This is a genomic window from Synechococcus sp. Lug-A (assembly GCF_024345655.1).
In the GTDB taxonomy this organism is placed as follows: domain Bacteria; phylum Cyanobacteriota; class Cyanobacteriia; order PCC-6307; family Cyanobiaceae; genus MW101C3.
The window spans coordinates 1-25,456 of record NZ_JAGQBN010000016.1; the positions used below are offsets into that span (position 1 = coordinate 1).

General features: G+C 68.2%; 22 protein-coding genes. 16 read left to right on the forward strand and 6 right to left on the reverse strand.

Translation table 11 applies throughout. The features are described from left to right. A partial coding sequence (locus KBY86_RS11995) for a hypothetical protein (RefSeq protein ID WP_255141207.1) occupies positions 1–371 on the reverse strand: 371 nt, incomplete at its 3' end. Between the two features lie 69 nt (positions 372–440). Beyond that, positions 441–1,967: a ferredoxin--nitrite reductase gene (locus KBY86_RS12000; RefSeq protein ID WP_255141208.1), complete on the reverse strand. Its 1,527-nt coding sequence runs from the start codon at positions 1,965–1,967 to the stop codon at positions 441–443. Between the two features lie 221 nt (positions 1,968–2,188). Here KBY86_RS12000 and KBY86_RS12005 point away from each other — a divergent pair, with 221 nt between their 5' ends. The 7 genes from KBY86_RS12005 (at position 2,189) to KBY86_RS12035 (ending at position 9,529) form a co-directional block, all read left to right on the forward strand. Next, positions 2,189–3,202: an anthranilate phosphoribosyltransferase gene (locus tag KBY86_RS12005; RefSeq protein ID WP_255100695.1), complete on the forward strand. Its 1,014-nt coding sequence runs from the start codon at positions 2,189–2,191 to the stop codon at positions 3,200–3,202. After that, positions 3,199–3,687, forward strand: a complete 489-nt coding sequence (locus tag KBY86_RS12010; protein ID WP_094512317.1) for a nitrate reductase associated protein — start codon at positions 3,199–3,201, stop codon at positions 3,685–3,687. Before KBY86_RS12005 ends, KBY86_RS12010 begins: the two co-directional genes overlap by 4 nt. A 175-nt stretch (positions 3,688–3,862) precedes the next feature. Further along, positions 3,863–5,173, forward strand: a complete 1,311-nt coding sequence (locus tag KBY86_RS12015; protein WP_255141209.1) for a CmpA/NrtA family ABC transporter substrate-binding protein — start codon at positions 3,863–3,865, stop codon at positions 5,171–5,173. Positions 5,174–5,209: 36 nt separating this feature from the next. Next, the gene (gene ntrB, locus KBY86_RS12020; protein ID WP_255141210.1) at positions 5,210–6,055 is read left to right on the forward strand and encodes a nitrate ABC transporter permease; all 846 of its coding nucleotides are present in this window, start codon (positions 5,210–5,212) and stop codon (positions 6,053–6,055) included. A 3-nt stretch (positions 6,056–6,058) separates the two neighbouring features. Beyond that, positions 6,059–8,062 carry a nitrate ABC transporter ATP-binding protein gene (locus KBY86_RS12025; protein WP_255141211.1) on the forward strand — a complete coding sequence of 668 codons (2,004 nt, stop codon included), beginning with the start codon at positions 6,059–6,061 and terminating at the stop codon, positions 8,060–8,062. Between the two features lie 34 nt (positions 8,063–8,096). After that, on the forward strand, positions 8,097–8,930 hold the full coding sequence (locus KBY86_RS12030; protein WP_255100279.1) for a nitrate ABC transporter ATP-binding protein: 834 nt from the start codon (positions 8,097–8,099) through the stop codon (positions 8,928–8,930). 8 nt (positions 8,931–8,938) lie between these two features. Continuing rightward, entirely contained in the window at positions 8,939–9,529 is a 591-nt protein-coding gene (locus KBY86_RS12035; protein ID WP_255141212.1) for a Crp/Fnr family transcriptional regulator, read from the forward strand. 3 nt (positions 9,530–9,532) lie between these two features. Here KBY86_RS12035 and KBY86_RS12040 read toward each other — a convergent pair whose 3' ends face one another. Beyond that, entirely contained in the window at positions 9,533–11,677 is a 2,145-nt protein-coding gene (locus KBY86_RS12040) for a molybdopterin oxidoreductase family protein (protein ID WP_255141213.1), read from the reverse strand. Positions 11,678–11,900: 223 nt separating this feature from the next. Between KBY86_RS12040 and KBY86_RS12045 the strand changes: the two genes are divergently transcribed. Then, on the forward strand, positions 11,901–12,095 hold the full coding sequence (locus KBY86_RS12045) for a hypothetical protein (protein ID WP_255141214.1): 195 nt from the start codon (positions 11,901–11,903) through the stop codon (positions 12,093–12,095). An 839-nt stretch (positions 12,096–12,934) separates the two neighbouring features. On the opposite strand, the gene KBY86_RS12050 is transcribed toward KBY86_RS12045, so the two are convergent. Then, complete coding sequence (locus KBY86_RS12050) at positions 12,935–13,090, reverse strand: hypothetical protein (RefSeq protein WP_255100275.1); 156 nt, start codon at positions 13,088–13,090, stop codon at positions 12,935–12,937. Between the two features lie 412 nt (positions 13,091–13,502). Between KBY86_RS12050 and KBY86_RS12055 the strand changes: the two genes are divergently transcribed. From KBY86_RS12055 to KBY86_RS12075, 5 genes are all read left to right on the forward strand, one after another. Continuing rightward, on the forward strand, positions 13,503–14,606 hold the full coding sequence (locus tag KBY86_RS12055) for an META domain-containing protein (protein WP_255141215.1): 1,104 nt from the start codon (positions 13,503–13,505) through the stop codon (positions 14,604–14,606). A gap of 304 nt (positions 14,607–14,910) precedes the next feature. Continuing rightward, the gene (locus KBY86_RS12060; protein WP_315855863.1) at positions 14,911–15,516 is read left to right on the forward strand and encodes a phosphate-starvation-inducible PsiE family protein; all 606 of its coding nucleotides are present in this window, start codon (positions 14,911–14,913) and stop codon (positions 15,514–15,516) included. Between the two features lie 23 nt (positions 15,517–15,539). After that, positions 15,540–16,280, forward strand: a complete 741-nt coding sequence (locus KBY86_RS12065) for an alpha/beta fold hydrolase (RefSeq protein WP_255141216.1) — start codon at positions 15,540–15,542, stop codon at positions 16,278–16,280. After that, a complete protein-coding gene (locus KBY86_RS12070; RefSeq protein ID WP_255141217.1) occupies positions 16,277–16,933 on the forward strand; it encodes a molybdenum cofactor guanylyltransferase in 657 nt (218 codons plus the stop codon). Before KBY86_RS12065 ends, KBY86_RS12070 begins: the two co-directional genes overlap by 4 nt. Before the next feature lie 4 nt (positions 16,934–16,937). After that, on the forward strand, positions 16,938–18,047 hold the full coding sequence (locus tag KBY86_RS12075; RefSeq protein WP_255141218.1) for a GTP 3',8-cyclase MoaA: 1,110 nt from the start codon (positions 16,938–16,940) through the stop codon (positions 18,045–18,047). 461 nt (positions 18,048–18,508) lie between these two features. On the opposite strand, the gene KBY86_RS12080 is transcribed toward KBY86_RS12075, so the two are convergent. Further along, positions 18,509–19,120, reverse strand: a complete 612-nt coding sequence (locus KBY86_RS12080) for a cysteine hydrolase family protein (protein ID WP_255141219.1) — start codon at positions 19,118–19,120, stop codon at positions 18,509–18,511. Between the two features lie 13 nt (positions 19,121–19,133). On the opposite strand from KBY86_RS12080, the gene KBY86_RS12085 reads away from it, so the two are divergent. The 3 genes from KBY86_RS12085 to KBY86_RS12095 are packed head-to-tail and all read left to right on the forward strand — an operon-like array spanning position 19,134 to position 22,221. Next, positions 19,134–20,591: a glutamine synthetase gene (locus KBY86_RS12085; protein ID WP_255141220.1), complete on the forward strand. Its 1,458-nt coding sequence runs from the start codon at positions 19,134–19,136 to the stop codon at positions 20,589–20,591. Positions 20,592–20,650: 59 nt separating this feature from the next. Then, positions 20,651–21,034, forward strand: a complete 384-nt coding sequence (locus tag KBY86_RS12090) for a hypothetical protein (RefSeq protein WP_255141221.1) — start codon at positions 20,651–20,653, stop codon at positions 21,032–21,034. Continuing rightward, positions 21,031–22,221, forward strand: coding sequence for an MFS transporter (locus KBY86_RS12095; RefSeq protein WP_255141222.1), 1,191 nt, complete (start codon positions 21,031–21,033; stop codon positions 22,219–22,221). The genes KBY86_RS12090 and KBY86_RS12095 overlap by 4 nt, the downstream gene beginning before the upstream one ends. Positions 22,222–22,396: 175 nt before the next feature. On the opposite strand, the gene KBY86_RS12100 is transcribed toward KBY86_RS12095, so the two are convergent. Next, positions 22,397–24,664, reverse strand: coding sequence for an FdhF/YdeP family oxidoreductase (locus KBY86_RS12100; RefSeq protein ID WP_255141223.1), 2,268 nt, complete (start codon positions 24,662–24,664; stop codon positions 22,397–22,399). Between the last annotated feature and the right edge of the window lie 792 nt (positions 24,665–25,456).

Here is a 25,456-nt window from a genome sequence, read left to right on the forward strand (position 1 = left end):
CGCTGGTGGCCGAGCAACGGCAGCAGCAGGGGGGCCTGCTGGGGAGCGCGCGCCAGCGCCTGCCGCAACAGCTCGGCGCAGCCGGCCTCGCGCCGCCGCCCGATCCGCTCGCCCAGGGCCGGATCTGGCGGGTCCTGCCGCAACCACCAGGCCAGCAGCCGGGGCGCACTGCTGGAATCCAAACGCTCGGCCAGCACGGTGAGCAGGTCGGCCTCCGCGGGCACGCTGCCCGCTTCCAGCGCCGTGAGCCAGGGGGCCAGCTCCAGCTGCGGCCGGCGCCGGAGTTGCTGAAGCCACGGCCAGCGGGCGGGATCACCCGCCGGTGGCAGCTGGGCCGGATCGCCGCTCGGATCGCCGTCGCGAGGCAGCATCGGGTTCGCGGTGGCTGGCTGGTTGGCTGTTCTAGCAATCAGGAGCCTGCGCCACCGGCCCACTGCGGGTCAGGCCGGGAGCGCCCGCGGCCGGGCGCCGAACCGCTCCACCAGAATCTGCTCCAGCGCCTCGGGCAGCTCGCTGAGCGGAATGCCCTTGTCATGCAGCTCCGCCAGCCGGGGATCGGCCGCCATCGAGCCGCCCAGGAACACCTTCACCGCTTCCACCATTTCGCCGTCCTTGCGGGCCTTGGCCCCCATCAGCCCGATCGAGCCCATGTAGGGCTGGCCGCAGGCATTGGGGCAGCCGGTCCAATGGGTGCGCACGCCATGGGGCACCTCCAGGCGCCGCTCCAGTTCCTCCACCACCGCCTGGGCCGTGCTCTTGGTGGGGATCAGCGCGAAGCTGCAGTAGCGGTTACCGGTGCAGCTCACCGCTTCCGCCGCCAGCGCACCGGGATCCACACGGAACTGCTGCAGCAGCGGTTCGGCCAGCAGTGCCTCCAGCTGGTCGCCCGGCACATCGGCGATCAGGGCGTTCTGGCTTTCGCTCAGGCGCAGCCCGCCGCTGCCGTAGGTGCGGGCCAGCCGGGCCAGGTCGCCCATCCCATCAGCGTGCAGCCGACCCATCGGCACATGCAGGCCCACCCAGTGCAGACCCGGCTGCTTCTGGGCGTGCACGCCACAGATGTCCCGCGGAGCGCGGCACACCAGATGGGAGCCGTCATGGGGCACCAGGGCGGCGGCATCAGCGCCGGCCACGGCGCCGTAGCTCTCCACCACCTCCGCCCGGTAGCAGTCGAGCCCGAGCGCATCGATCAGGTACATCAGGCGGGTCTTGTTGCGGTTGCTGCGATCGCCCTGCCGTTCGTAGTGACGCAGCACCGCGAGCGTGAAGGCCGGCAGCTGATCGGCCTGCAGCCACAACCCCAGCGGGATCGCCAGCTCGTTGCGCTGGGCTGAGAAGAAGCCGCCCACCATCACGGTGAAGCCCAGCGTGCCGTCGTGGAACGCGGGCAGAAAGGCGAGGTCGTTGTGCAGCAGGAAGGAGTCGGGGGCGCCGCCCACCGCCACGTTGAACTTGCGCGGCAGGTTGCGCGGACCGTCGGGCCCCAGCACCGCCGCCTGGATGCGGTCCACCAGCGGCCGGGTGTCGATGAACTCCTCGGGGTCGATGCCGGCCAGGGGGTTGCCGGTCACGTTGCGGGGGTTGTCGTGGCCCGACTGGCGGCTGGTCAGGCCCACCCGCTCGAGCGCCGCCATCAGCGGCGGCATGTCCTCCAGCAGCAGGCCGCGCAGCTGGATGTTCTGACGGGTGGTGATGTCGGCGCTCCCGTGGCTGCCGCAGCGATCCACGGCCTCTGCCAGCACGTCCAGCTGGTCGGCGTGGATCACGCCGTTGGGCAGCCGCAGCCGCAGCATGAAGCGCCCGGGCGTGACCGGCCGAAAGAAGATGCCCAGCCACTTGAGATGGATGGTGAGGGTGGCCTCATCGAGGGATTCCCAGCCGGCGGCGCTCAGTTCACTCAGCCGCGGCGCCAGATCCAGACCACAGAAGCCGGCCTTGGCCTGCTCCACCTTGTTGAGCGTCGCCATGGAGGGAAGGGAAACGAGAGGGGAAACACCGATCGGGCCGCCGGCCGCATGGCGCGGGAACCCCTGCAGAGTTCGCAGCGGGCCTGCGCATGCCTAATGATCGGAATCCTCACCCTTTCAGCCGGAGTGCCGAAGTCTTGTCGCAGGTGATACCGATTTCTGCCGTGAAGGGCGCCAGCGCCCCAGGCGCCGGCCGCCGCCCGGCGCTGGCGCCGGAGGTGATGCGCTTCCGCGAGCTGCTGGCCAAGGTGGGCAGCGGTGAGCACACCAGCACCGGCCTGACCCGCGCCGAGGCTCGCGAAGCCACCGATCTGATGCTGCTGGGGCCGGTGAGCGATGCCCAGCTGGGGGCGTTCCTGATCGCCCATCGCATTCGCCGGCCGTCGCCGCTGGAGCTGGCCGGCATGCTTGACAGCTACCGCGAGCACGGCCCGGTGCTGCGTACCCCCGGCCAGCGGCCGCTTTGCTTCGGGGTGCCGTACGACGGTCGCAGCCGCACCGCCCCGCTGCTGCCGCTGCTGGCCCTGCTGCTGGCGGCCGCCGGCCAGCCGGTGGTGCTGCACGGCGGAGCTCCGATGCCGGTGAAGTACGGCATCAGCCTCGCCGAGCTGTTCGCTGCCCTCGGCATCGACTGGCGGCGGCTCAGCCTGGCCGACCTGCAGCAGCGGCTTGAGATCCAGGGCCTGGCTCTCACCCACCAGCCCTGCCATTTCCCGGCCGCCGAACGGCTGCTGCCGATCCGTGAGGACATCGGCAAGCGGCCGCCGGTGGCCAGCCTGGAGCTCCTCTGGACCCCCCACCAGGGGGAGCACCTGCTGGTGAGCGGCTTCGTTCATCCCCCCACCGAGGCCCGCGCCTGGGAGGCGTTGGCCCACGCCGGCGAAACCGATCTGCTCACGGTCAAGGGGCTGGAGGGCTCCACCGACCTGCCCACCAGCCGCGCCGGCATCACCGCCCGGGGCCGCGATGGCGTGATCACCCGCCTGCTGGTCCATCCCCGCGACCATGGCCTCTGCGGCCCCGAGGTTCCCTGGCAGAACCTGGAGCTCTGGCGCGAGCAGGCGCTGGCGGCGCTGCAGGGCGAAGGACCGCTGGCGGAGTCGCTGCTGTGGAACCTGGGGGTGTACCTCTGGCTGGCCGAGCGCTGCGACAGCCTGCCGGCGGGGCTTGAGCAGGCCCGCGCCCTGCTGGCCGCCCGCTGCGGCGAAAAGCTGCGCCAGGATCTTGCCCCATGAGCCTGCCTGCGCGCGCCAGCCACGACCGCTGCTTCGGCTTTGAGGCCGATTTCGTCGCCGATCTGCGCTGCCTGCCGATGGCGGTGCGGCGCAAGCTTGATCTGGCGGGAGTGAAGCTCAAGCTCAGCCACTGGCAGGCCCTGGGCACCGCGGAGCGTGAGGGGCTGCTGGCCTGGCCCGATCAGCCCCTCGCGATCGAGGCCCTGCGCCAATGGCTGCTGCAACGCACGGCTGCCATGGCCGCCGGCCCGGCCCGGCCCCTGCCGCCGGCCCAGCTGGAGGCTCTGCCCAGTGCGGCCGACGGGGAGGCGCTGCCGGCGGTGCTGGCGGCGGCCTGCCGGCAGCTGGGCACGCCGCTCAACCTGGCGCAATGGCAGGGCCTCGATGAACTGCAGCGCTTCGCCCTGGTGAAGCTCAGCCATCCGGGCCATGAGCACCGCAACCTGCCGCGGGCGCTACAGGAATTCGGGCTGTCGTGTGGCTGAACGCTGCACAGTCCGGCCATCGGTAACAACCGGCACCATCAATCGGGCCCTGGCCGTGATGACGTAGGCGGGTTGGTCAGCCTGTGCGCCAACCTTGCCGGCTCGGTGCGCTTCGTTCATGAGGCCCGTCCGGATTGCGTGAATCGCATCCAGACCTTCGTGACACCCCAGCCCCATGCCGAATCTTTCGCGCCGTAAGTTCCTCGTGACCGCCGCCGGCACCACGGCCGGCGCCCTCTGGTTGAGCGCCTGCGGCGGCAAAAAGCCGGACAGTGCCTCAGCGCCGGCCGCCAGCGGCGGCGGCGGGGATGTGGAAGTGAAGGGCGCCACGCTCGGCTTCATCGCCCTCACCGATGCGGCGCCGGTGATCATTGCTCAGGAAAAGGGCTTTTTCGCCAAGCACGGCATGCCTGAGGTGAAGGTGGTCAAGCAGACCTCCTGGGCCGCCACCCGCGACAACCTGGAACTCGGCACCAAGGGCGGCGGCATTGATGGCGCCCACATCCTCACGCCGATGCCGTTGTTGCTCACGGCCGGCAAAATCACCAAGTCGAACCAGCCGCTGCCGATGGTGACGCTGGCGCGCCTGAATCTTCAGGGCCAGGGCATCTCCGCGGCCAAGGCTTTCCTGCCCGAAAAGCTCACGATCGACAACAAGGCCGGCCTGGAGGCGGCCGTGGCCGCTGCAGGCGCCAAAGGCAAGAAATTCAAGGCGGCGGTGACCTTCCCCGGTGGCACCCATGACCTCTGGATGCGCTATTGGCTGGCGGCCAATGGCATTGATCCCAACACAGCTGCCGACCTGGTGGTGATTCCGCCGCCGCAGATGGTGGCGAACATGCAGACCGGCACGATGGACACCTTCTGTGTGGGTGAGCCCTGGAATGGGCGCCTGGTCAACAAGAAGCTGGGCTACACCGTGGCCCAGACCGGTGAACTGTGGAAGCTCCATCCGGAGAAGGCCTTCTCCATGCGAGCCGATTGGGTGGAGCAGAACCCCAAGGCCACTCTGGCCCTGCTGAAGGGCGTGCTGGAAGCTCAGATGTGGTGTGATGATCCCGCCAATCTTGACGAGATGTGCACCATCCTCGCCAAAGATAAATACATCAAGGCCACCGTCAGCGACATCAAGCCCCGCCTGGCCGGCAATGTGGACTATGGCGATGGCCGGGTGGTGAAGGACAGCCCCTACAAGATGCGCTTCTGGGCCGACAATGCGTCTTTCCCGTACAAGAGCCATGACAAGTGGTTCGTGACCGAGGACATGCGCTGGGGGTATCTACCCGCCTCTACGGATATCGATGCGCTGGTGGACAAGGTGAACCGCGCCGATCTCTGGAAGGAGGCCGCCAAAGCGATCGGCCAGGAAGCCTCCATTCCCGCCTCCGATTCCCGCGGCAAGGAAACCTTCTTTGACGGCGTGGTCTTCGATCCTGAAGATCCCAAGGCTTATCTCGACGCCCTCAAGATCAAAGCCCTGGCCTGAGCGACTGTTCGTCGCCATTAATCACCCCCACCCTTCATGACCCTCACCGCTGTGAACGGCAGGCGGCGCCCTCGCCAGCGCCAAGGCCAACGCCGTTCCACCCTTCTCACCACCATCCTCCCTTACCTACTCTGCATCGGTGGGTTCCTGATCGTCTGGCAGGTGCTCTCCGGCCTGCTGGGCGCCGATCGTCTGCCGGGGCCCATCAAGGTGGTGACAGACACCTGGGACCCTTACATCAGCCAGCCCTTTTTTGATGATGGCGGCACCAGCAAAGGGCTGGGCTGGCAGATTCTGATTTCTCTGCAACGGGTGGCTCTGGGCTATGGCCTGGCGGCCATCGTGGGCATCGCCATGGGTGGCCTGCTGGGCCTGAACCGGTTCGTGGGCAAGGGCTTCGATCCGGTGATCCAGGTGTTGCGCACGGTGCCGCCACTGGCCTGGTTCCCGATCTCCCTGATGGTGTTTCAGAACGCCGATAAGTCGGCGATCTTCGTGATCTTCATCACCTCCATCTGGCCGATCATCATCAACACGGCCGTGGGCATCCGTGAGATCCCTCAGGATTACACCAACGTGTCGCGCGTGCTGCGGCTGCGCAAGCGCGCGTACATTCGGGAGATCGTGATTCCCGCCACCGTTCCCTATGTGTTCACCGGTCTGCGCATCGCCGTGGGTCTGGCCTGGTTGGCGATCGTGGCGGCGGAGATGCTCAAGGCCGATGGCGGCATCGGCTATTTCATCTGGGATGCCTACAACGCCGGTGGTGAGTCGAGCGCCAGCCAGATTGTGCTGGCGATTGTGTATGTGGGCATTGTCGGCCTGTGCCTGGATCGGCTGGTGGCGTTTGCCGGCCGGCGTGTGAGCAGCGGAGCCTCCTGAGCCATGCCTGCCCTGCTCACCGTCGACAACGTCACCCAGGCGTTTCCGCTCAAGAACGGCGGCACCTATGTGGCCCTCAAGGACATCTTCCTGCAGATCGCGGAAGGTGAGTTCGTCACCCTGATCGGCCATTCCGGTTGCGGCAAATCCACCCTGCTGGATCTGCTGGCGGGCCTCACCCTGGCCACGGAGGGCGGCATCCTGATGAGCGGTCAGGAGGTCACCGAACCCGGCCCCGACCGGATGGTGGTGTTTCAGAACTATTCGCTGCTGCCCTGGAAAACGGTGCGCGAGAACATCGCCCTCGCCGTAGACAACGTGATGCCCAGGCTTTCCCGTGAAGAGCGGCGCGAGATCGTGGACCGCAACATCAAGCTGGTGAAGCTCACGCCTGCGGCGGATAAGTATCCCGCTGAGATCTCCGGGGGCATGAAGCAGCGGGTGGCGATCGCCCGGGCCCTGGCGATCCGCCCCAAGCTGCTGCTGCTCGATGAGCCCTTCGGTGCCCTCGATGCGCTCACGCGCGGCAACCTGCAGACGCAGCTGATGGAGATCTGCCAGGAGGCCAAGGTCACCGCCGTGATGGTCACCCACGACGTGGACGAAGCCCTACTGCTCTCCGATCGCGTGGTGATGCTCACCAACGGCCCGGAGGCCTACATCGGCCAGATCCTCGATGTGCCGCTGGCCCGGCCCCGCTCCCAGCTCACCGCCGTCGAAGACCCCACCTACTACGGCCTGCGCGCGGAGGTGGTCACCTTCCTCAACCAGCAGCGTGATGCCCGCCAGCAGCGCCTCAAACCCAGGGGCGCTGTGGCCTCAGGAACGCTGGAGAAGGTGAATCTGGAGATCGGCTTCGTGCCACTCACCGATTGCGCCCCGCTGGTGATGGCCCTTGAGGGCGGCTTCTTCGCCAGGTATGGGCTTGATCAGGTCACGCTGCGGCGCGAAACCAACTGGAAAACCCTGGAGGCCAACCTGCGCCAGGGCGTGCTGGATGCGGCCCAGATGGTGGCGGGTCTGCCCTTCGCCATGACCCTCGGCAGCCAGGGGCGCCGCCCGGTGCCGATCACCTCAGCGCTCACGCTCTCGCGCAACGGCAATGCCATCACCCTGCACCGCCGCTTCCATGAGGCCGGCGTGCGCAGCGCGGCGGAGTTCAAGGCCTGGATCGCCGCCAAACCCGGCCACAAGCCGGTGCTGGCCATGGTGCACCCCGCCTCCATGCACAACCTGATGCTGCGGGCCTGGTTGGCGTCCGCCGGCATCGACCCCAGCAGCGACGTGGAGCTGATCGTGATCCCGCCCGCCCAGATGGTGGCCACGCTCAAGGCCGGCACGATCGATGGCTTCTGTGTGGGCGAGCCCTGGAACTCCCGCGCCGTGCAGGAGGGGCACGGCACCGTGATCGCCACCGACACCGACCTCTGGGATGGCCATGGCGAGAAGGTGCTCGGTGTGCGGGAAGAGTGGGCCGCCGCCCACCCCCACACCCATCAGGCCCTGCTCTGCGCCCTGCTGGAGGCCTGCCGCCACTGCGAAGACCCGGCCAACCGCCAGGAGCTGGCCCAGCTGCTGGCCCGCCCTGAATACGTGGGCACCAGCCCCGCTGTGCTGCTGCCCGGCCTGGCCCAGGCCTACGACCGCGGCACCGGTGCGCCGGCGCTGATTCCCGGCTTCAACCGCTTCTTCGGGCCTGGCGTGAATGCTCCCGATCGCGCCGAGGCCACCTGGATCCTCACCCAGCTGGCGCGCTGGAACGTCTGCCCCTTCCCAAGCAACTGGGAGGAGGTGCTCAACCGGGTGCAGCGCCCGGATCTGTTCGGCAAGGCGGCCGCCGCCCTGGGCCTGCCCGCCGAGCCACCTCGCCCCACCTCCGTGGGTTTCTTCGGCGCCGAGCAGCTCGATCCCGCCGACCCCGCCGCCTACGTGCAGGGGCTGAAGCAGCAGCGCCCGCTCCGCATCGAGGCCGTGGTGCTGCCACCGGCTCCCGCCGCCGCCACCTGACCCCGCCCCGCCATCCGACCCTGCCCGCTCCCCCATGCAGACCCTCAGCTCAACGGCGGCCAGCGCCAGCCGTGCCACCGGCGCCTATCTGGAGATCGACGGGGTCACCAAGGTGTATCCCAGCGCCCGGGGGCCCCACACCGTGCTGGATGGGGTGCATCTGTCCGTGGCGGAGGGGGAGTTCGTGTGCCTGATCGGCCATTCCGGCTGCGGTAAATCCACCCTGCTCGACATGGTGTCGGGATTCCGCCAGCCCACCACCGGCGAGGTGCGGCTGAACGGGGAGCGCATCGTTGATCCCGGTCCCGACCGCATGGTGGTGTTCCAGAACTATTCGTTGCTGCCCTGGTTGAGCGCCTACGACAACATCGCCCTGGCGGTGAACAATGTGTTCCCCGAACTGCAGCGCAACGGCCAGGCCAAGGCGATCGTGGAGGAGCATCTGGCGCTGGTGGGCCTCAGCGAAGCAGCCCACAAGAAGCCGGGAAGTCTGTCCGGGGGGATGAAGCAGCGGGTGTCGATCGCCCGCGCCCTGGCGCTCAAACCGAAGGTGCTGCTGCTTGATGAACCGTTCGGAGCGCTGGATCCGATCACGCGCGAGGAACTGCAGGAGGAGCTGCTCAAGATCTGGGCCGATCACCGCGTGACGGTGCTGATGATCACCCACGACATCGATGAAGCCCTGTTCCTGGCCGACCGGGTGGTGATGATGACCAACGGCCCCGCCGCCACGATCGGTGAGGTGCTCGAGCTGCCGTTCGCCCGCCCGCGTGTGCGGGCCCGCCTGCTGGAGCAGCCCGAATACTTCGACCTGCGCAATCGCGCCCTCGATTTCCTTTACCGCCGCTACGCCCACGACGACACGTGAGGGCCGCCTTGCCACTTCATCAGTCCTTCCGTCAGCTGACGATGGCGGTGGGCCAGACCCTGCTGCTGGATGGCGGCCATGCCGCCGCAGCCTCGCCCATGCGCGTCCACTCCGGCATCCTGCGGGTGTTTTTGCTGGCCTCCTCGGGCCAGGACATCACGATCGGCTTTCTTCAACCGGGTGAAGTCTGCGATGCCCTGGCCCTGCGCCGCGATTGGGTGGGCCTTGAAGCTCTCTCCGTGGTGCAGATCGAACGGGTGGAGCGCACCGAAATGCTGAGCGTTCGCACGGACCTCAACACCTGGGCCCTGGAGTTGCTGATGATCCGCCACCACCACGACACCGAACAGCGATTGAAGGCGCTGCTGGCCTTACTGGTGGAGCGCCTGGGACGCCGCAATGGTCTCTGGTACGAGTTGCCGCTGCGGATCACCCATGAGCGCCTGGCCGAGCTGATCGGGAACACCCGCGTCACCGTCACCAAGATGCTCACCCGCTTGCGTCAGTCGGGCCTGGTGGATGGCCATCTCACTGGCCGGGGCTCAGCTCTTCTGCGCCTCTCGCCCGAGCTGGTGGAGGCGATGCTGCCGATCAGCTGAATCTCAGCCGGCGATCTCCGCCCGCTCCACCCGCACCGCCGCTGCCTTGAGCTCCGGCTGCTTTGAGATCGGGCAGCCGAGGGCATGCATCAGCCGGTTGGCCTCACACGCCTGCTCCTGGGCGGCACCCCAGTGCATCGGCAGAAACACCGTGCCCGGGCGAATTCGATCGGTGATCTGCACCTTCACGGTCAGCTCGCCGCGACGGGAGCTCACCCGTGCGAGGGCGCCCTCATCGAGGTTGCAGCAGCTGGCATCTGCTGGGTGGATCTCCAGCAGGGGCTCTGGATGGCTGCGGCATACCCGCTCCACATGGGCGGTGCGGGTCATGGTGTGCCAATGGCCGAGGTACCGCCCCACCGTGAGCACCAGGGGGAAGCCGTCATCCGGCGGTTCCGCCAGCCCCAGCGGTTGCTGGGCCAGCAGGCGGGCCTTGCCGTTAGCGGTGGGGTAGACCCCCTCGGTGTGCAGCCGTGGCTGGCCGCCCCCCGCCGCTGTGCCAGCCGGGAATGGCCATTGCTGGGGTCCGTGCTCGGCCAGCAGGGCGTGGCTCAGGCCGCTGTGATCGCAGAGCCTCCCGGCGGTGATCGACGCGAACTCGGCGTAGACCTCGGCCGCGGAGCCGTAGGCGAACTGCTTGGAAAACCCCAGCCGGCGCCCCAGCTCCGCGAAGATCGCCCAGTCGGGGCGGGCCTCGCCGGGGGCCTGCCGGAAGGCATGCGACAAGGTGACCCGGCGCTCCGAGTTGGTCATCACGCCCTCTTTTTCGCTCCACTGGGCAGCCGGCAGCACCAGATGGGCCATCGCTTCGGTTTCGGTGCCCGCGTAGGCCTCGCTCAGCACCACCAGGGGGCATTGGGCCACGGCCTGACGCACCCGATCCAGCGACGGCAGGCTCACCAGCGGGTTGGTGGCTGCCACCCACCACAGGCCCAGTTCGCCGCGCTCCATCGCTTCGATCTGCTCCCACACCGAGAGCCCATCGCGCGCTGAGATCGCGCCGGGGGGAAAGCCCCAGTGCTGCTCGATCGCGGCCCGGTGGCTGGCCTCGTGGATCGAGCGGTAGCCGGGCAGCAGCGCAGCCAGGCCTCCGGCTTCCCGCCCGCCCATGGCATTGGGCTGGCCGGTGAGGGAGAACGGGCCGGCTCCGGGCTTGCCGATCTGGCCCGTGACCAGATGCAGGTTGATGATCCCCGCCACTGTGGCGGTGCCCTCCACGCTCTGATTCACCCCCATCGACCAGAGGCTGAGCACGCCGGAGCTGGCGGCCCAGAGTGCCGCCAGGCGCCGCAGCGCCTCCTCCTCGATGCCGCAGAGGGCGCAAACCCGCTCCGGCGTCCAGCCCGCCCAGAGGGCCGCCAGCTCAGCGAATCCATCCGCGCAGGCCGCCACCCGCTCCGGATCCACCGCCCCCAGCTGCAGCAACAGATGACCCACGCCATGCAGCAGGACCAGATCCGTGCCCGGACGAATGGCCAGATGCAGGTCGGCCGCTGCGCTGGTGGCGGTGGCCCTGGGGTCGACCACGATGATCTGCAGCGCCTCCTTCTGGTGCCGCTTGCGCTTGAGCAGCCGCTGAAAGAGCACCGGGTGGCAGTCGGCGGTGTTGGTGCCGATCAGCAGCACCGTGCCTGCTAAGTCGAGGTCGTCGTAGCAGCAGGGGGGGCCATCGGAGCCCAGGCTGAGCTTATAGCCCGACACGGCCGAGCTCATGCACAGCCGCGAATTGGCATCGAAATTGTTGGTGCCGAGAGCTCCTTTGATCAGCTTGTTGGCGACGTAATAGTCCTCGGTGAGGAACTGGCCCGAGCCATACATCGCGATCGCGCCCGATCCACGCTCCGCCTGAATCACCTGGATCCGCTCCACCAGGATCGTGAAGGCCCGCTCCCAGCTGATCGCCTCAAAGGGTTGGTCGCGCCGCTCGCGCCACAACGGTGTGCTCAGGCGGTTGCGATCGAGGGTTTCGGCCACCGTGGCTCCCTTCACGCACACCTGGCCGAGGGAGGAAGGGTGCAGCCGGTCTCCGCGCACCGTCCAGGAATCAGCGCTGTAGGCAGTGGCGTCAAGAGCCGCCGCCGCCGGCTTGAGCTCCAGCCCACAACCCACCCCACAGTAGGGGCATTGGGCACGAGCAGAAGACAGCACGGAAGAAGGTTCGAACACCACAGCGACGGCCAACGGCTCCGTCGGAGCGCTCACCAATCGTGCCGGATGATCCTAACCAAGTCGTGCGATCACCAGGTGCCGGTGTCGGCGGAGTGGACGCCGAGAGGGTGTGGTTATGCAAGGTAAGAGGATGCTCCGCCTGATCACCTTGCGCCTGGACCATGGCGCTGTGGATTCCGTCAGAGGGTCAAGCCCACGCGCGATGCAGCAGCCCCTGCGCATGGCCGGCAGGCCAGCGAAGGACGCCAGCCCTGCGGCGATAGCGGTGATCACCATCAAAGGTGTGGCTGCTGAGCAGCTGGTGACGGCAGCCACCAGGAGAGCCCATCAACGCGCAAGCTGCATCAGGGAGTGCCTCAGCATGGAAACCATGCGCAATTCATTCCACTTTCTCTGACCTTCTATAGGCTCGCTGTTTGGTGGCCAGCTGGCGATTGCCGGTTTGATTCGCAGCCTCTGATCGAGCAAAGTGCGACCATTCATGCAGTCATGGCTGCAGCTCACTAGCTGAATACATCAGTCTGCGCAGTTTGCCCCGCGCCATTTCCAGGGTGGGAATCGAGCGAGCTAGCCGTTGATCGGTGGCTGCTATTCCAAGTGGCTTGACGGGACGCTGGCCGGCGAAAGCGGTTCGATCCAATAGTGAAACCATCGATCTTGAAAACTTCCTGCATCATCTGCATGCCATGATTTGATCTTGTCCATGAAATGAATAATCCCATCGAAAAAGCTGGCATCGGCTATGCCTTTCGACGTGTTCCACTTCGGATCGAGCGTTAGTCAATCGCCTGCCAAGGCCATAGTCCGAGCATTCTGGTCCATTGGCTCAAGCACGTCTTGGTTGTCTTGGGCAATGTTTAGAGCATTGACCTGGATCTGGCGAAGTCGCCAGGCGTCCAAGTGCATCACGATGACTCCTGATTTAACATAGTGGAGAGAATCTCTCAGCTTTAAGTTGCAGCGGAGGCGTTGCTACTGTTCTGGGCTTGCGATGCCGCCGTCAATAGCACAAGCGCTGTATTTACCTTCTAGATCCAGGATCTGCAAGTCGTTCAAGTCTGAGCAAGCGATCAAATCCGTATCCAGGTTAATGCAGCGGGACGCCTCGATCAAGAGCCCGGAAATAAAGCAACGGGCATGGGTAGAGTTGCTCTTGACGGGTAGAGTGGTTCGAAAGTCATGGACTTTCACAAGATCAAAAACAATGAACTTGATGGTGCCTCAGTTCGAAGGTTGTCAAGAAGCGCAGAGTTGCTGCTTGTCTGCTGAAGATAAATCGACGCTGATGGCATAGATGTTGAGGGTTGTGCTGCAGGCTTCCAAGGCTGAGCGCACGGTGACCGCTGCTCCCCAGAGATCGTTGGCCGTTGCTGCAATGACAATCGTGGCCATTGCGCCTCCCATTGCACCTCGAGGCACCGCATGATGAAAACGTAGCTCGCCCTCTTGATTCAGCTCGTTACCATCGCGAACTGGCCACACGGTCTTGCATGGCTCCTGGCATTCCTTCGCGGTGCCCTGATTTCATGTGGCAGGCGTTCCAGGCAATCATCGTGTCGTGACCTGACCGCTGTTCGGCTGCCTTTGTGTTTCTGAGGCGGTGGCCCATGCGTTCGGGCGGGCGCTCAGGTGTCGGTAGCCATGGTCTGGCTGTGAGGCAGCCGCCTGTACGTTCAAAGTCGTCACCCTGAACGCGCCAACCGTGCCGATGCCGATGCCGCACCGCGCTTTGCGGTGGCGTGTTGCCCGCGCCACTGAAGAGGCTCGCCGGGCACGGGGCCTTTTGCCCGGAATGGGGCGCGGGATGGTGGTCGTCCTGGTGGCTGTGATCACGGCACCGGCGCTGGCCGCGTCCACCGGTGCCGGCGCCTTGATCAGCCAGCGGCCCCCCACCGACAGCAGCACGCGGCGGCCTTCATCACCGGCCTCGCTCGGACCTCTCCCCGCCAGTTGGCAGGGGGTTCTTCCCGGCGCGGGCGGCCCGGTCCGCTGGCACCTCGATCTGGCTGCCGATGGCACGTATCAACTGCGGCAGACGTTGCTGAGCCGGCCGAAGCCCCAGGCGTTCGATGCCATCGGCCGCTGGCGGCTGGAGCCCGGCACGGGGCGGTTGGAGCTCAGCCGTGGCAGCGAGCCCCCGCTGCTCCTGCAGCCGCTTGCCGCCGGGGCGGCGCTGCGCCAGCTCGACCCCCAGGCGGCTACGACCTCTGCCAGCGCCAACGACCGGCTGACGCGCCTGCCCCAGGCCGCGCCCATCGACCCGCGCCTGCAGCTCACGGGTCTGTTCTCGTACATGGCTGATGCGGCCAGCATCCGCCTGTGCGCCACCGGCCAGCGCTTGCCCGTGGCGATGGAGGCCGGCTACCTGGCCCTGGAGCGTGCCTACCTGGCGGCCCGCCCGGCAGACCGACCGGGCCAGCCGCTGCTGGTGAGCCTGGAGGGACTGATCACCCAGCGGCCGTCGATGGAGCAGGGCCAGCCGCCACGCCGCACCCTGGTGGTGGAGAGCTTCTCGGCCCTCACCCCCGGCCGGGGTTGCCCCAGGGAGGCGCCCCCGCTGCGGGGCACCACCTGGCGGCTGGAGGGCCTTGGCGGCCAGAAGCTGGCTACGCCGCCTGGCGCTCAGCCGATCGAGCTGCAGCTCTCGGCCGAGCGCCTGCAGCTGGCCGGCAGTGGCGGTTGCAATCGCCTGATGGGCGGCTTCAGCCTGGAGGGGACAGCGATCCGCTTCCCCCAGCTGGCGAGCACGCGCATGGGCTGCAGCCCGCCGGTGATGGAGCTTGAGCAGCGCTACAGCGATGCCCTGGAGCGGGTGCGCCGCTGGCGCATCGATCAGCGCCATCTGCTGCTGCAGGACGCCAGCGGAACAACCTTGCTGCGCTTCCGCCCGGCTCCGCAGGAGGGGTGATCAGGGGCAGGAGTGACGGTCAAGCGGGGGAATCAGGCGGAGGGGCGATAGGCGAAAGGACAATCGGGGGCTGGTCGGATCTGGCGGGGGTGTTCAGCTCAGGCCGCTCAGAACAGTGCGATCAGAGCCTCGCGCCCCGATCCACGAGCAAGGCCTCTCAATCTGCCCCCCGATCAATGACCCCCCCAGTCAGTGGAGCCCCAAGTGAATGACGCCCCAATCAATGCAATAAGGTCTACCTATCTATAGGTAATTGACCGATAAGTTGGCGCCCCATAGGCTGCGATCCATTCGGTCAAGGTTCATGCAGGACACTCTCGCCAGCCCAACAAGCCCGACAAGCCCAATCACCGAGCAAGGCCGCGGTTCGCCCGACAGCACCCCAGCTGCGGCCCCACCCCCGGCCACCCCTGCAGCCGCCACGATCACTGCCACCGGCAGCGTTCCCTGGCATCAGCTGTTCCGGCGCGTGCAGATCGTGCAGACCCTGGAGGCGGTGCAGGACCTGATTGCGGTGGCGCTGTGTGTGGGCCTGTTCTGGGTGATGGTGCTGCAGATGCGGGAGATCTACTCCACGCTGATGACCACGCCGCGCTTTCACGCCATCACAGCCGACATCCTGTTCATCCTCATCCTGGTGGAGTTGTTCCGGCTGCTGATCATCTATCTGCAGGAGCAGCGTGTGTCGATCGGGGTGTCGGTGGAGATCGCGATCGTGTCGGTGTTGCGGGAGGTGATCGTGAAGGGCGTGCTCGAAACCGACTGGCACCAGATCCTGGCCGTGTGTCTGTTCCTGATCACCATGGCGGTGCTGATGGTGGTGCGCGTGTGGCTGCCGCCCACCTTTGCCGGGGTGAATCCAGAAGCGCGGATGTCGGCGCGGGTCAGACTGGACCATCACTCCCCCTGAGCGTCTCCCTGACCCCCCTCGGTGTGCTGTTGCTGCATGGATTCGCGGGGAGCCCGGATTCCGTGCGCGTGCTCGTGGCCCCGCTGAAAGCGCTCGGTGTACCCCTGGCTCTGCCCACCCTCCCGGGCCATGGCGGTGCCAGCCCCGAGGCGCTGCGGGGCGTGACCTGGCCCGCCTGGATGGCGGCAGCCAATGCCGCCCTGGAGGAGCTGTGCACCCGGGCCGAGCGGGTGATCGTGGTGGGCAACAGCATGGGCGGGCTGATCGCCCTGCAGCTCGCCGCCGACCACCCGACCCTGATCGACAGCGTGGTGCTGGCGTCGGCGCCGATCCAGCTCACCTCCCCGCTGGCCCCAGGCGGGGCCCTGGCCCCGCTCACGCCCCTGATCCTGGCTGTGCTGCCGCGCTGGCCGCTGCGCAAGCGCTACGCCGATCCGGCCCTGGCCGCCGGCGACACCAGCTACGTGTGGGCGCCGATCGGGGCGATCGCCACCTTGCTCGATTTCATCCGCCACACCCGCATCCGCCTCACGGCGGTGCTGGCCCCGGTGCTGATCCTGCAGGGCCGCCGCGACCCGGTGGTGGCGCCGGCGTCGGTGGCGATCCTGCTGCAGGAACTGGGCAGCCCGGCTGAGCAACAGCAGGTGGTGTGGTTCGAGCGCAGCCTGCACGAGCTGTTCCGTGATGGCGAGCGGGAGGCCGCCGCCGCCTGCGTGGCAGGCTTCGTGCAGCAGCGACTGGCCCTGGTGCCCCCCCCTGCATGAGCACAGCCCCCCTGCGCTGCTGTCTGCTGAGCGGGGGGGGCAGCCGGCGCATGGGCACTGACAAGGCGCTGCTGCCCCATCCCGAGGGCGGCACCTGGCTGGAGCGCAGCCTGCGGCTGCTGCTGAGCCTGGAGCGGCCCGTCTGCCTGCTCAGCCGCCACCGCGCCCATCGCCTGCTGGCCCCGGCGCCGGTGGAGGTGATCGATGAACCGCCCCCCTGGGACGGACCGCTCACGGCCCTCGCCCGCCTGATGGACCGCTACCCCGGCGACCACCTGCTGCTCTGCCCGGTGGACATGCCCTGGCTCGATCGGCCCACCCTGGAGGCTCTGATCGCGGCCGGCACGGAGGTAAGCGGCACGGAGGCAGGTGGCACAGAGGCAGGCGGGACGGCCGTTCCCGCCGGCACCCTGCTCACCGCCCATGACGGACGTCGGGATCAGCCGCTGCTGGGGATCTATCCGGCCACGGCGGCCAACCGCGCCGCCCTGCGGCTGTATCTCGCGGCCGGTGACCGGCGCCTGCTGGGCTGGCTGCAGCGGCGTGGGCACCGGCCCGTGCCGCTGCCGGCGGCGGCGTTGCGGAACTGCAACAGACCGGCGGCCTGGCCCGGCCCCTGGCTCGTCAGTTCCCAGAGCATTCCGCCAGGGTGAGCCGATGACCGGGCCCTCCTCGCCGTTGCCGCCTGCCTCAGCGGGCGCCCCACCCCTGCGTGACCGGCTGGGCCGCCCCCCCGGGGTGCTGCGCCTCTCGCTCACGGCCCGCTGCAACCTGGCCTGCCCCTACTGCTGCCCGGACGCCCAGGACCCGCCGCAGCTGCTCACCCTCGAGGAGCGGGTGCTGCTGGTGAGCGAGGCGGCGGCGCTCGGCTTCCGCACCCTGCGGCTCACCGGCGGCGAGCCGCTGCTGCACCCCGGCGTGGAGGCCCTGGTGGCGGCGCTGCGGCCGTTGCGAGAGGCGGCGGGCGCAACGCGGCTCGAGGCGATCGCTCTCACCACCAACGGCCTGCTGCTCACAGCGGAGCGGTCCCAGCGGCTGCGGCAGGCCGGCCTTGACCGGCTCACGGTGAGCCTCGATGGCACCGACGGCGCCAGCGTGGCTCGCATGGGCGGGCTGCGGGGCGGCTCGGCGGCCGGCGATCGGGCCCTGGCCACGATCCTGGCGGCCCTTGATCACGCCCAGTCGGCAGGCTTCGATCCGGCGGAGGGGGCGCTGAAGCTCAATGCCGTGATCACCCGCGGCCGCAACGACGACCAGCTGCTGCCCCTGGCGGCCCTGGCGCGGCAGCGCGGTATCGAGCTGCGGCTGATCGAATACATGGATGTGGGCAACCGCAACGGCTGGGCGCCCGAGCAGGTGCTGCCGGCCCAGGAGATGGTGCAGCGGATCGGCGAACGCTGGCCCCTGGAGCCGGTGGGCCGCAGCGCCCATGGCACCGCTGCCCGCTGGCGCTACCGCGATGGCGGTGGCAGCGGCGGCCCGGGTGGCAGCCACCTGGCGGTGGTGGCCTCGATCTCGGCGCCGTTCTGCGGCGACTGCAACCGCCTGCGTGTCACCGCCGACGGGGTGGCCTACAGCTGCCTGTTCGCCGCCGCTGGCCTCGATCTCAAGCCCTGGCTGCGGCCCGGCCCGGATCCGGCCGGCCTGGGCGCCGCTTTGAGCGGCCAGTGGCGGGCGCGCCGCGACCGCTACAGCGAGGAGCGTCAGGAGCAGACGCTGGAGGGCGCGCAGCGCCCCCACGCCGAAATGGCCTATCTCGGGGGGTGAGCGCCCTGTCGAGGGTGCAGGGATTGCGGAGCTTGAAGCTGGTGCAGCTCTAGCGGTTGAGCGTCACATCGGCCACAAGCAGCTTGCGGTTCTGGCGCTTGTTCAGCTCGCTCATCACGATGGCCATGCCGGTCTCTGCCGCCTCGCGTCAGCGAGCCGATGCCTTCCGCCCAGCAGCCAGTCAGTGCAGGGCGGCAAGGATGGAATCAGCGTCGCGACCAGTCATGGCATGCCACGCCACGTGCGAAACGAAAGACTGAGAACGAAAGGAATCCTGAGCATATGTCCAGGACGATGTGCTCGGTTGCTGCCTTGCCCGGGGCTCATCTTTGGGGTGGCCCATCTCCCTCTTCCAGTTCGATTTCTGCACCAGGTGATAGCCAATACAGCCACACGAGCAAGGACATCGCTTCCAGTTAGGGCATGGCTTGCAGCAAGGAAATGGCTTGCAAGTATTGGCTTCAGGCGGATACGGCGATGAATTCCGTCACCGTGCACAGCCGCCCGTAGCCGCGGAAACAGCTCAGCGCCGCTCGGTGGCGCTCGGCCGATTCGGCCATGCAGGCGTCGATCAGGCAGGTCACGGTGTAGCCGCGATCCGCCGCATCTTTCACGGTGTGGTCGATGCACTGATCCGTGAGCAGGCCCGCCACCACCAGCTCGGTGATGCCGATGTTGCGCAGCAGGTAATCGAGGTTGGTGGAGTTGAACGGCGACGAGGAGCTTTTTGGCAGCACCAGCTCATCGGCCAGCGGTGCCAGCGGGGCGATCACCTGGGCCTCCCAGCTGCCCGGCGCGAAACCCAGTCCCGAGCGCTTGTAGTCGAGGCTGCGGTCGCGGCCATCGGCGGTGAGGTTGGCGATCACGGTATGGATCACTTCCAGGCCGCCCCGGCGGGCATGGTCCAGCGCCTGCTCCAGCCGAGGCAGGACCGCCGCCTGGAAGTGGGCGTCGAAGCCGGGCGGCCGGGGCGATGGGGAAAGCCGGCTGGTTTCAGCGCTGCCCGCACGACCAGCCGCCGGCCCACAGGTGCCGTTCTGGACATCGACCAGGAGCAGGGCTGCGGGAGCCAAGGAAGCCGGGGCTGTGGCCACCACGATGGCCTGTGGCGCCGAATCGGGCAATGATTTCCGGGCCCGTGGCTGCCATGCCGTGCCGGACCTCCCCCCTCCCATCGCCAGTCGTGACGTGGCAGACGACGATGCCGCTCTGCAGATGGCCGAGCTGCTGGAGCGCGGCCTGCGCCGGTTGGCGATCACCTTTGTGAACCACGCCGGCTCGGTGCTGGTGAAGGGGGTGCCGCTGGAGCGGCTGGTGCTGGTGGCCAACCAGGGAGTGGGCTTTTCACCAGTGGCTGATGCCTTCGGGGCCACGGGCTTGATCGATCCGCAGCAGAGCCTGGCCCGGCCAGATGGTGACCTGCGCCTGAAGCCCGATCTCACGGCCCTGCGCCCCTTCTATCCGGCCTCCGGCTGGGCCTGGGCTCCCGGCGTGCGGCACGACCGCAGCGGTGGGATCAATGCCCTCGATCAGCGCGGCTTCTGTGCCCGGCAGCAGGCGTCTTTCGCCGCGGCCGGCCTGAGCGCCCTGGCCGGCTTCGAGATCGAGTGGATGGTGGGACTGCCCCAACCGGGCGGTGAGGCCGGCGGCTGGACCCCGGCGGTGATGGGCGGTCCCTACGGCGCCGATCGCCTGGTGCAGGGGCTCGATTACCTCACGGCCGTGGCCGAGGCTCTCGATGCGGCCGAGCTGCCCTGGCTGCAGCTGCATCCGGAGTACGGCGCCGGCCAGTTTGAACTGTCGCTGGCGGCGGCGACCCCGCTCGAGGCCGCTGATCGCCTCGTGGCGGCACGTCTGGTGATCCAGCAGGTGAGCCGCCGCTTCGGCTGGATCTCCAGCTTTGCCCCTGTGGTGACATCTGATCTGGTGGGCAACGGCGGCCACCTGCATCTGAGCGTGGCGGACCAGGGCGTGCCGCTCCTCGGTGGCGGTCCGGGCACCGCCGGCCTCACGGCACGGGGGGAGGCGCTGCTGGCGGGTCTGCTGGAGCAGTTGCCTGCCCTGATGCCCCTGGCCTGCGGCCTGGCGGTGTCGTATGTGCGGCTGGCACCAGGCCGCTGGGCGGCACCGTTTCAGGTGTGGGGGGTGGAGAACCGGGAGGCGGCCCTGCGGCTGGTGCCGGCCGGCGGGGGCGAGCCCGGCCACCTGGAACTCAAGGTGGCCGACCTAAGCGCCAACCCCTATCTGCTGATGGGCGCGGTGCTTGGGGTGGCGCAGGACGCCCTGCGGCACCCCCGGGTCCTGCGCCCGCCGCTCAGCGGCGATCCCGCCTCGGTGCCCCCAGCCGAAGCGCCGCGGCTGCCCAAGACGCTCTCGGAGGCGCTGCTGGCGTTGGAGGCCAGTCAGGTGTTGCGGGAGGTCATGGGGGAGGTTCTGCTGCGCACCGTGGCGGAGTCACGCCAGGCGGAGGTGCGCCGCAGCGAAGCCCTTTCCGACGAGGCCTTGATCGCCTCCACCCGCGCTTGGCCCCTCACTGGACTCTGAGCATGAATGAATCGAGCGCCATGGAGACCCCATTGAGACCCACGCCCATGGACCCCCTTATGGCCTCAGCAGTGCTTGAGCAGCGCAGCTTCGCCAGGAGCTATCACCTGGCGAAGCTGCTGCGGTCAAGCGGGATCCTGGCTGGCTTCGGTGAACAGCGCCTCCCCCCCCATGACGACGGTCCGCCCTTCGCGCTGCGCGGTGTCAACGGGGTAGCGCCGCCCGGTTTCGGTGGGCATCCACGCGATACCCGCGGCGATCGCGTGGAACTGGCGACCCGATCCGAGTCTCCTGCCATCGTGCTGGCCCACGCCGCGGTCTGCCCCGGTGAGCGCACCGATCCGCATGTGTTCGTGGCGCCCCTGCCCGCGGCGGTGACAGCCCTGCGCCGGCCCCCAGACCTGGCCGCCCTGCATGGGAGCCAGCCCGACTGGCGGCCATGAGCACCGGACCTTCAGCTTCCATCCACTGGCGTCTGGCCTGGGGCGTGGTGGCTCTGCAGATGGCCCTGCTGCTGGGCTGGATGATCTACAGGGCCTACCAGCCGGCCCTGCTCAGCAGCCATGGATTCAGCCGGCTACTGCTCCCCTTTGCCCTACTGCCCGGCGTGATGGGGCTGGTGATTGAACCGTTGACGGGCTGGCTTTCCGACCGCCGCGACCCGAGCGCACGGGGCCGGCTGCTGCCTGTGAGTGTGGCGGTACTGGTGGCCGGCCTGATCTTTCTTGGGGTGGTAGGTCTGTTGAACCGCGGCATCCCCGCCGGCAGCCTGCTGCTGCCGCTGGTGATGGTGGCCTGGATTGTGGCGGTCCAGAGCTCGGCCAGCCCGGCACTGGCGGTGCTGCATGAGGCGGCCCCCCTGCGCCAGTTGCCACGCGTCGCGGCGCTGTTGACCTGTGCGCAGGGGCTGCTGGGAGCCCTTGAAGCTCCGCTCACCGCCGCGGCCGTGCGGCTGGGGCCAGCCCTCACCTTCACCCTGGGTGCAGCCGTGCTGGGCCTGGGGCTCGTCGTGCTGCGATGGTTGCCGCCGTTTCCTCCTGCACGTAGGGAGCCCGCCATTGCCGTGCGAGTTCCGCCCCGCCAGGCCCTGCACCTGCTGGCCATGGCCCTTGCCGTGGGTGTGGTCACAACGTGTCTGCTGACGCTCCTGCCCCGGGTGCCTTTGGGTGGGTCGTCGCTGTCCTCCGGCGGACACCTGGTGGCAGCCGTGCTGATCGTCTCGGCGCTGGTGGCCCCCTGGGGAGGTCATCTGGTGAGCCGCTGGGGGAGGCAACGCAGCCTGAGGATCGCCCTGGCCGCGTTGGCGGCCCTGCTCGCCCTCATGGTGCTTGGCCCAGCCGTTTTGCGCCCAGCCCTGCTGCCGCTGCTGGGTCTGGCCCACAGCCTCGTGTCCACCAGCCTCACAGCCGCGGCCCTGGCCACCCTGCCCGCCACCAGCGCGGGGTTGGGCGCTGGCCTGGTGCTGGGGGGGGCGGGAGCCGCTGGCGCCCTGCTGAGCATGGTCTTCACCAGTGACGGACCCGTTGCCGCCGGACCGCTGCTGGCCTTGGTGGCCGCGGCGACGGGTCTGGCGTTCGCTGCCGGAGCATGCCTCTCTGCGGGGGATGGACGGCGTGATGGCTTGGCCTGAACGGGACCGCTGCAGCGGCCTACCACCACCAAGCTCCGGCGACAATGCACCCCGTCGCTGGGAGCCAGCTTGGATCCGGCGGTGACGGCATTGCGCCCGCTGCCCTGTGTGGTGGATCGACGGGGTGGGCCCTGCCGACGCACCCGCTGATGTGGCGCCTGGCGCCATCGTCGGCCTAACCGGTGGCGACAGGCCCGCTGCGCACCAGCACCGGCACCCGCTTGAAGGCTGGCGTGCCGCTGCGGTGATCGATGGCGGCGCGGAAGATCGCGTTCACCTCGGGGTAGAACATCAGCCCGGCGCCGGCGCGGATCTCGCCGGGAATCACTTCCACGTCGCTGAGGGCGCCGGCTTCGCCCTGCACGGTCACGCGCTGGTGGGCGCGCAGGCCGCAGCGGGCCAGATCGCCCCGGTTCATCAGGATGGTGTTGCGGTGTGGCATGCCGCGGTACGCATCGCCCGGCTTGTACACCACGGTGTTGTGCTGGGAGTAGCTGCGGGCGGTGATCAGGGCCAGCACCAGGCCCGCTTCCCCCGGCGCCAGGCCGCCGAAATGGGCCGGCTCAGGCAGCGTTAGCGCCGGCAGGGGTGTGGGCTCCATCCGTGCTTTCCCCGACGGCGTGGGGAAGCTGGGCTGCTCGAACACCCGCCCCGCCACGCTGAACTCGCGCTTGGTGGCATCGATCGTGGCGATCGCGCCGTAGCCCGGCACGGTGCGGGCGATCAGCTCTCGCACGTAGACGGGGTCCTGCAGGCGGCCCCAGTCGATTGGATCGCTGCCCAGCCGCCGCCGGGCCAGCTCGGCCAGGAAGCCCAGCTCGCTGATCAGGTCGGCGTGCTTCAGGTGTGAGCGGCCCGGATCGTTGAAGCGCACGAAGTTGTTGCCCGATTCGGTGGTGGTGGCGTGCGGCGTTTCGAAGCGGTTGAACACCGGCAGCACCAGGGTGCGGCGGCGCCCCAGCCCGTGGAAGTGCCCCTGGTTGGGCTTGGTGGCCAGGTAGAAGATCGTGTCGATGCGGCCGAGGGCCTGCTTCGCTTCGCTGGAATCCGGGTTGGCGCCCCAGAGGTTGCCGCCAAGGCACAGCAGGGTGTCCACCGCACCGGCGCCGGCGGCCGCGATCAGGGCGCGGGTGTCGTAGCCGGGCACGCGGCTGAGCGGGCGGCCGAGCAGCCGCTCCAGCGCCTGCTGCATCTCGGCCCGCAGCTTCACCGTGACGCCCATCGAGCCGAAGCCCTGCACGTTGGAGTGGCCGCGGATCGGCATGGTGCCGGCTCCGGGCTTGCCGGCGTTGCCGCTCAGCAGCGCCGTGTTGGCGATCGCGTGCACGTTGATGGTGCCGTTGCTGTGGTGGGTGATGCCCATCGCCCAGGCGAACACCACGCCCTTGGCGCGGCCGATCACCGCGGCGGTGTGGCTGAGTTCCTCGCGGCTGAGGCCGCAGCAGGAAGTGATCGCCTCCCATGGGGTGGCGCGCAGCTGCTCCAGCACTGCCTCGGAGCCTTCGGTGTGGTCGCGCAGGAAGTCGTGGCGCACCTGGCCCGCTTCCAGCAGCGCCTTCTGCAGGCCCAGGAACACGGCCGTATCGCTGCCGGGCACCGGCTGCAGGAACAGCGTCGCGATCTCCGAGCCCCGCAGCATCGACTTGATCGGAAAGGCCGGCGAGCCGAACTTCAGCAGCCCCACCTCCAGCACCGGGTTGATCACGATCACGCTGCCGCCGCGTTCACGCAGGCGGATCAGCTCGTTCATCAGCCGCGGGTGGTTGGCGGGGGCATTGGAGCCCACCAGCACCACGCAGTCGGCCTGCTGCAGGCTTTCGAGGCTCACCATCGAGGTGCCCGAGCCGAACACCTCGCCCAGCCCCACGGTGGAGGGGGCGTGGCAGAGATCGGAGCAGTCGGCCAGGTTGTTGGAGCCCATCGCCCGCAGCAATAGCTGCAGCAGGTAGGCGGCCTCGTTGGAGGAACGGCCGGAGCTGTAGGAGGCCACCCGCTCCGCTGGGCGGCGGAAGGCGGCGTCAGCCAGCTCGAACACGTCGTCCCAGCCGAGGCGCTCGTAATGGCTGCGGCCCTCGCGCAGGATCAGCGGATGGCTGAGGCGGCCGAGCCGGTCGGCCTCAAGCGAACTGAGCTGCTGCAGCATCGCCAGGCTGCGTTCGGCGAACACCCCCTCCGGCACCGCCGGCTGCAGTTCCGCCGCGATCGCCTCCACGCTCTTGAGGCAGCGCTGCAGCGGCTCGCCCAGCTCATCGACGAAGCCACCGTTCTGACCGCCCGTGCCCCAGGCGCAGGAGAGACAGGCGCTCTTGTGCAGGAGGGTCTGCCAGAGCAGGGGGCCACGGGGCGAGAGGGTGGCCTTGGCCCAGCCGTCGATCACCGGCCAGCCGCCGCCGATCGTCGGGGTGGCTGCATTCGCTGCAGAAGAGTCGTTGCCGGGCTCCATGCCAAGCCGCCGCCTGAGGAATGTCCACTCTGGCGGGTGTGGCGGCGGCCGTGCTGGCATGGAGCCCCGGCGGCCTCAGGGCCGCGTTGGCTCTTCGCGCCTGGTTGGCTGCCCGCGGGCTCTTCCGGCTGTCCTGAGCTGTGGGTTCCCGCCCGCTCGAAGGTCTGAACGATGGGCCTGTCCCTGGTCATTGCCTAAGGCACCAACGGGGACATTCCCCCGATGCTGGCCCGGTCAGCGCCTGGCCGAGAGTCTGCGCAGCGGTAGTGACGCTGCAAGAACAAACAATGGGGAACCATGGTATAAAGATTATAAGAAGGTATGCTTATGTTCCGGGCGTTCCAGCTTTGTCATCATCTCGGCTTGAAGAAGGGCTGCAACTGTGTGCAGTGCCACAGGCCTCTGTGTCTCTCATGGCTGCCACTTTTCGGCGGTTCTGATGGTTGAGCATCGCGCGTGGCAATCGCAGGGCGTTGCTGAATCTTGCCGACCTGCCATCACACTGGAGCCTGCTATGCAGGAGTTGAGATCATTGACCTCAGAGGGGCTGTCTGCCGGTACTGCTCGACGGGTTCTGCTCTATGGGCATTGTTCTGCGGGCATTGCTCGAGTGGCATTCTTCTGCCCGCTTTGCGCAGATGGCCTTGGCCAGATCGTCTTCCGTGCTGGCGACAGCTCTGGTGTGATCCGACGTCTCATGGATCAGATGGTGCCTTGATCGGTCCTTTTCTGCTTCTTGATTGCTCTGCCATCCACTTCAGCCTGGATTCTGCTCGGCGCCTGCTTTCTGCT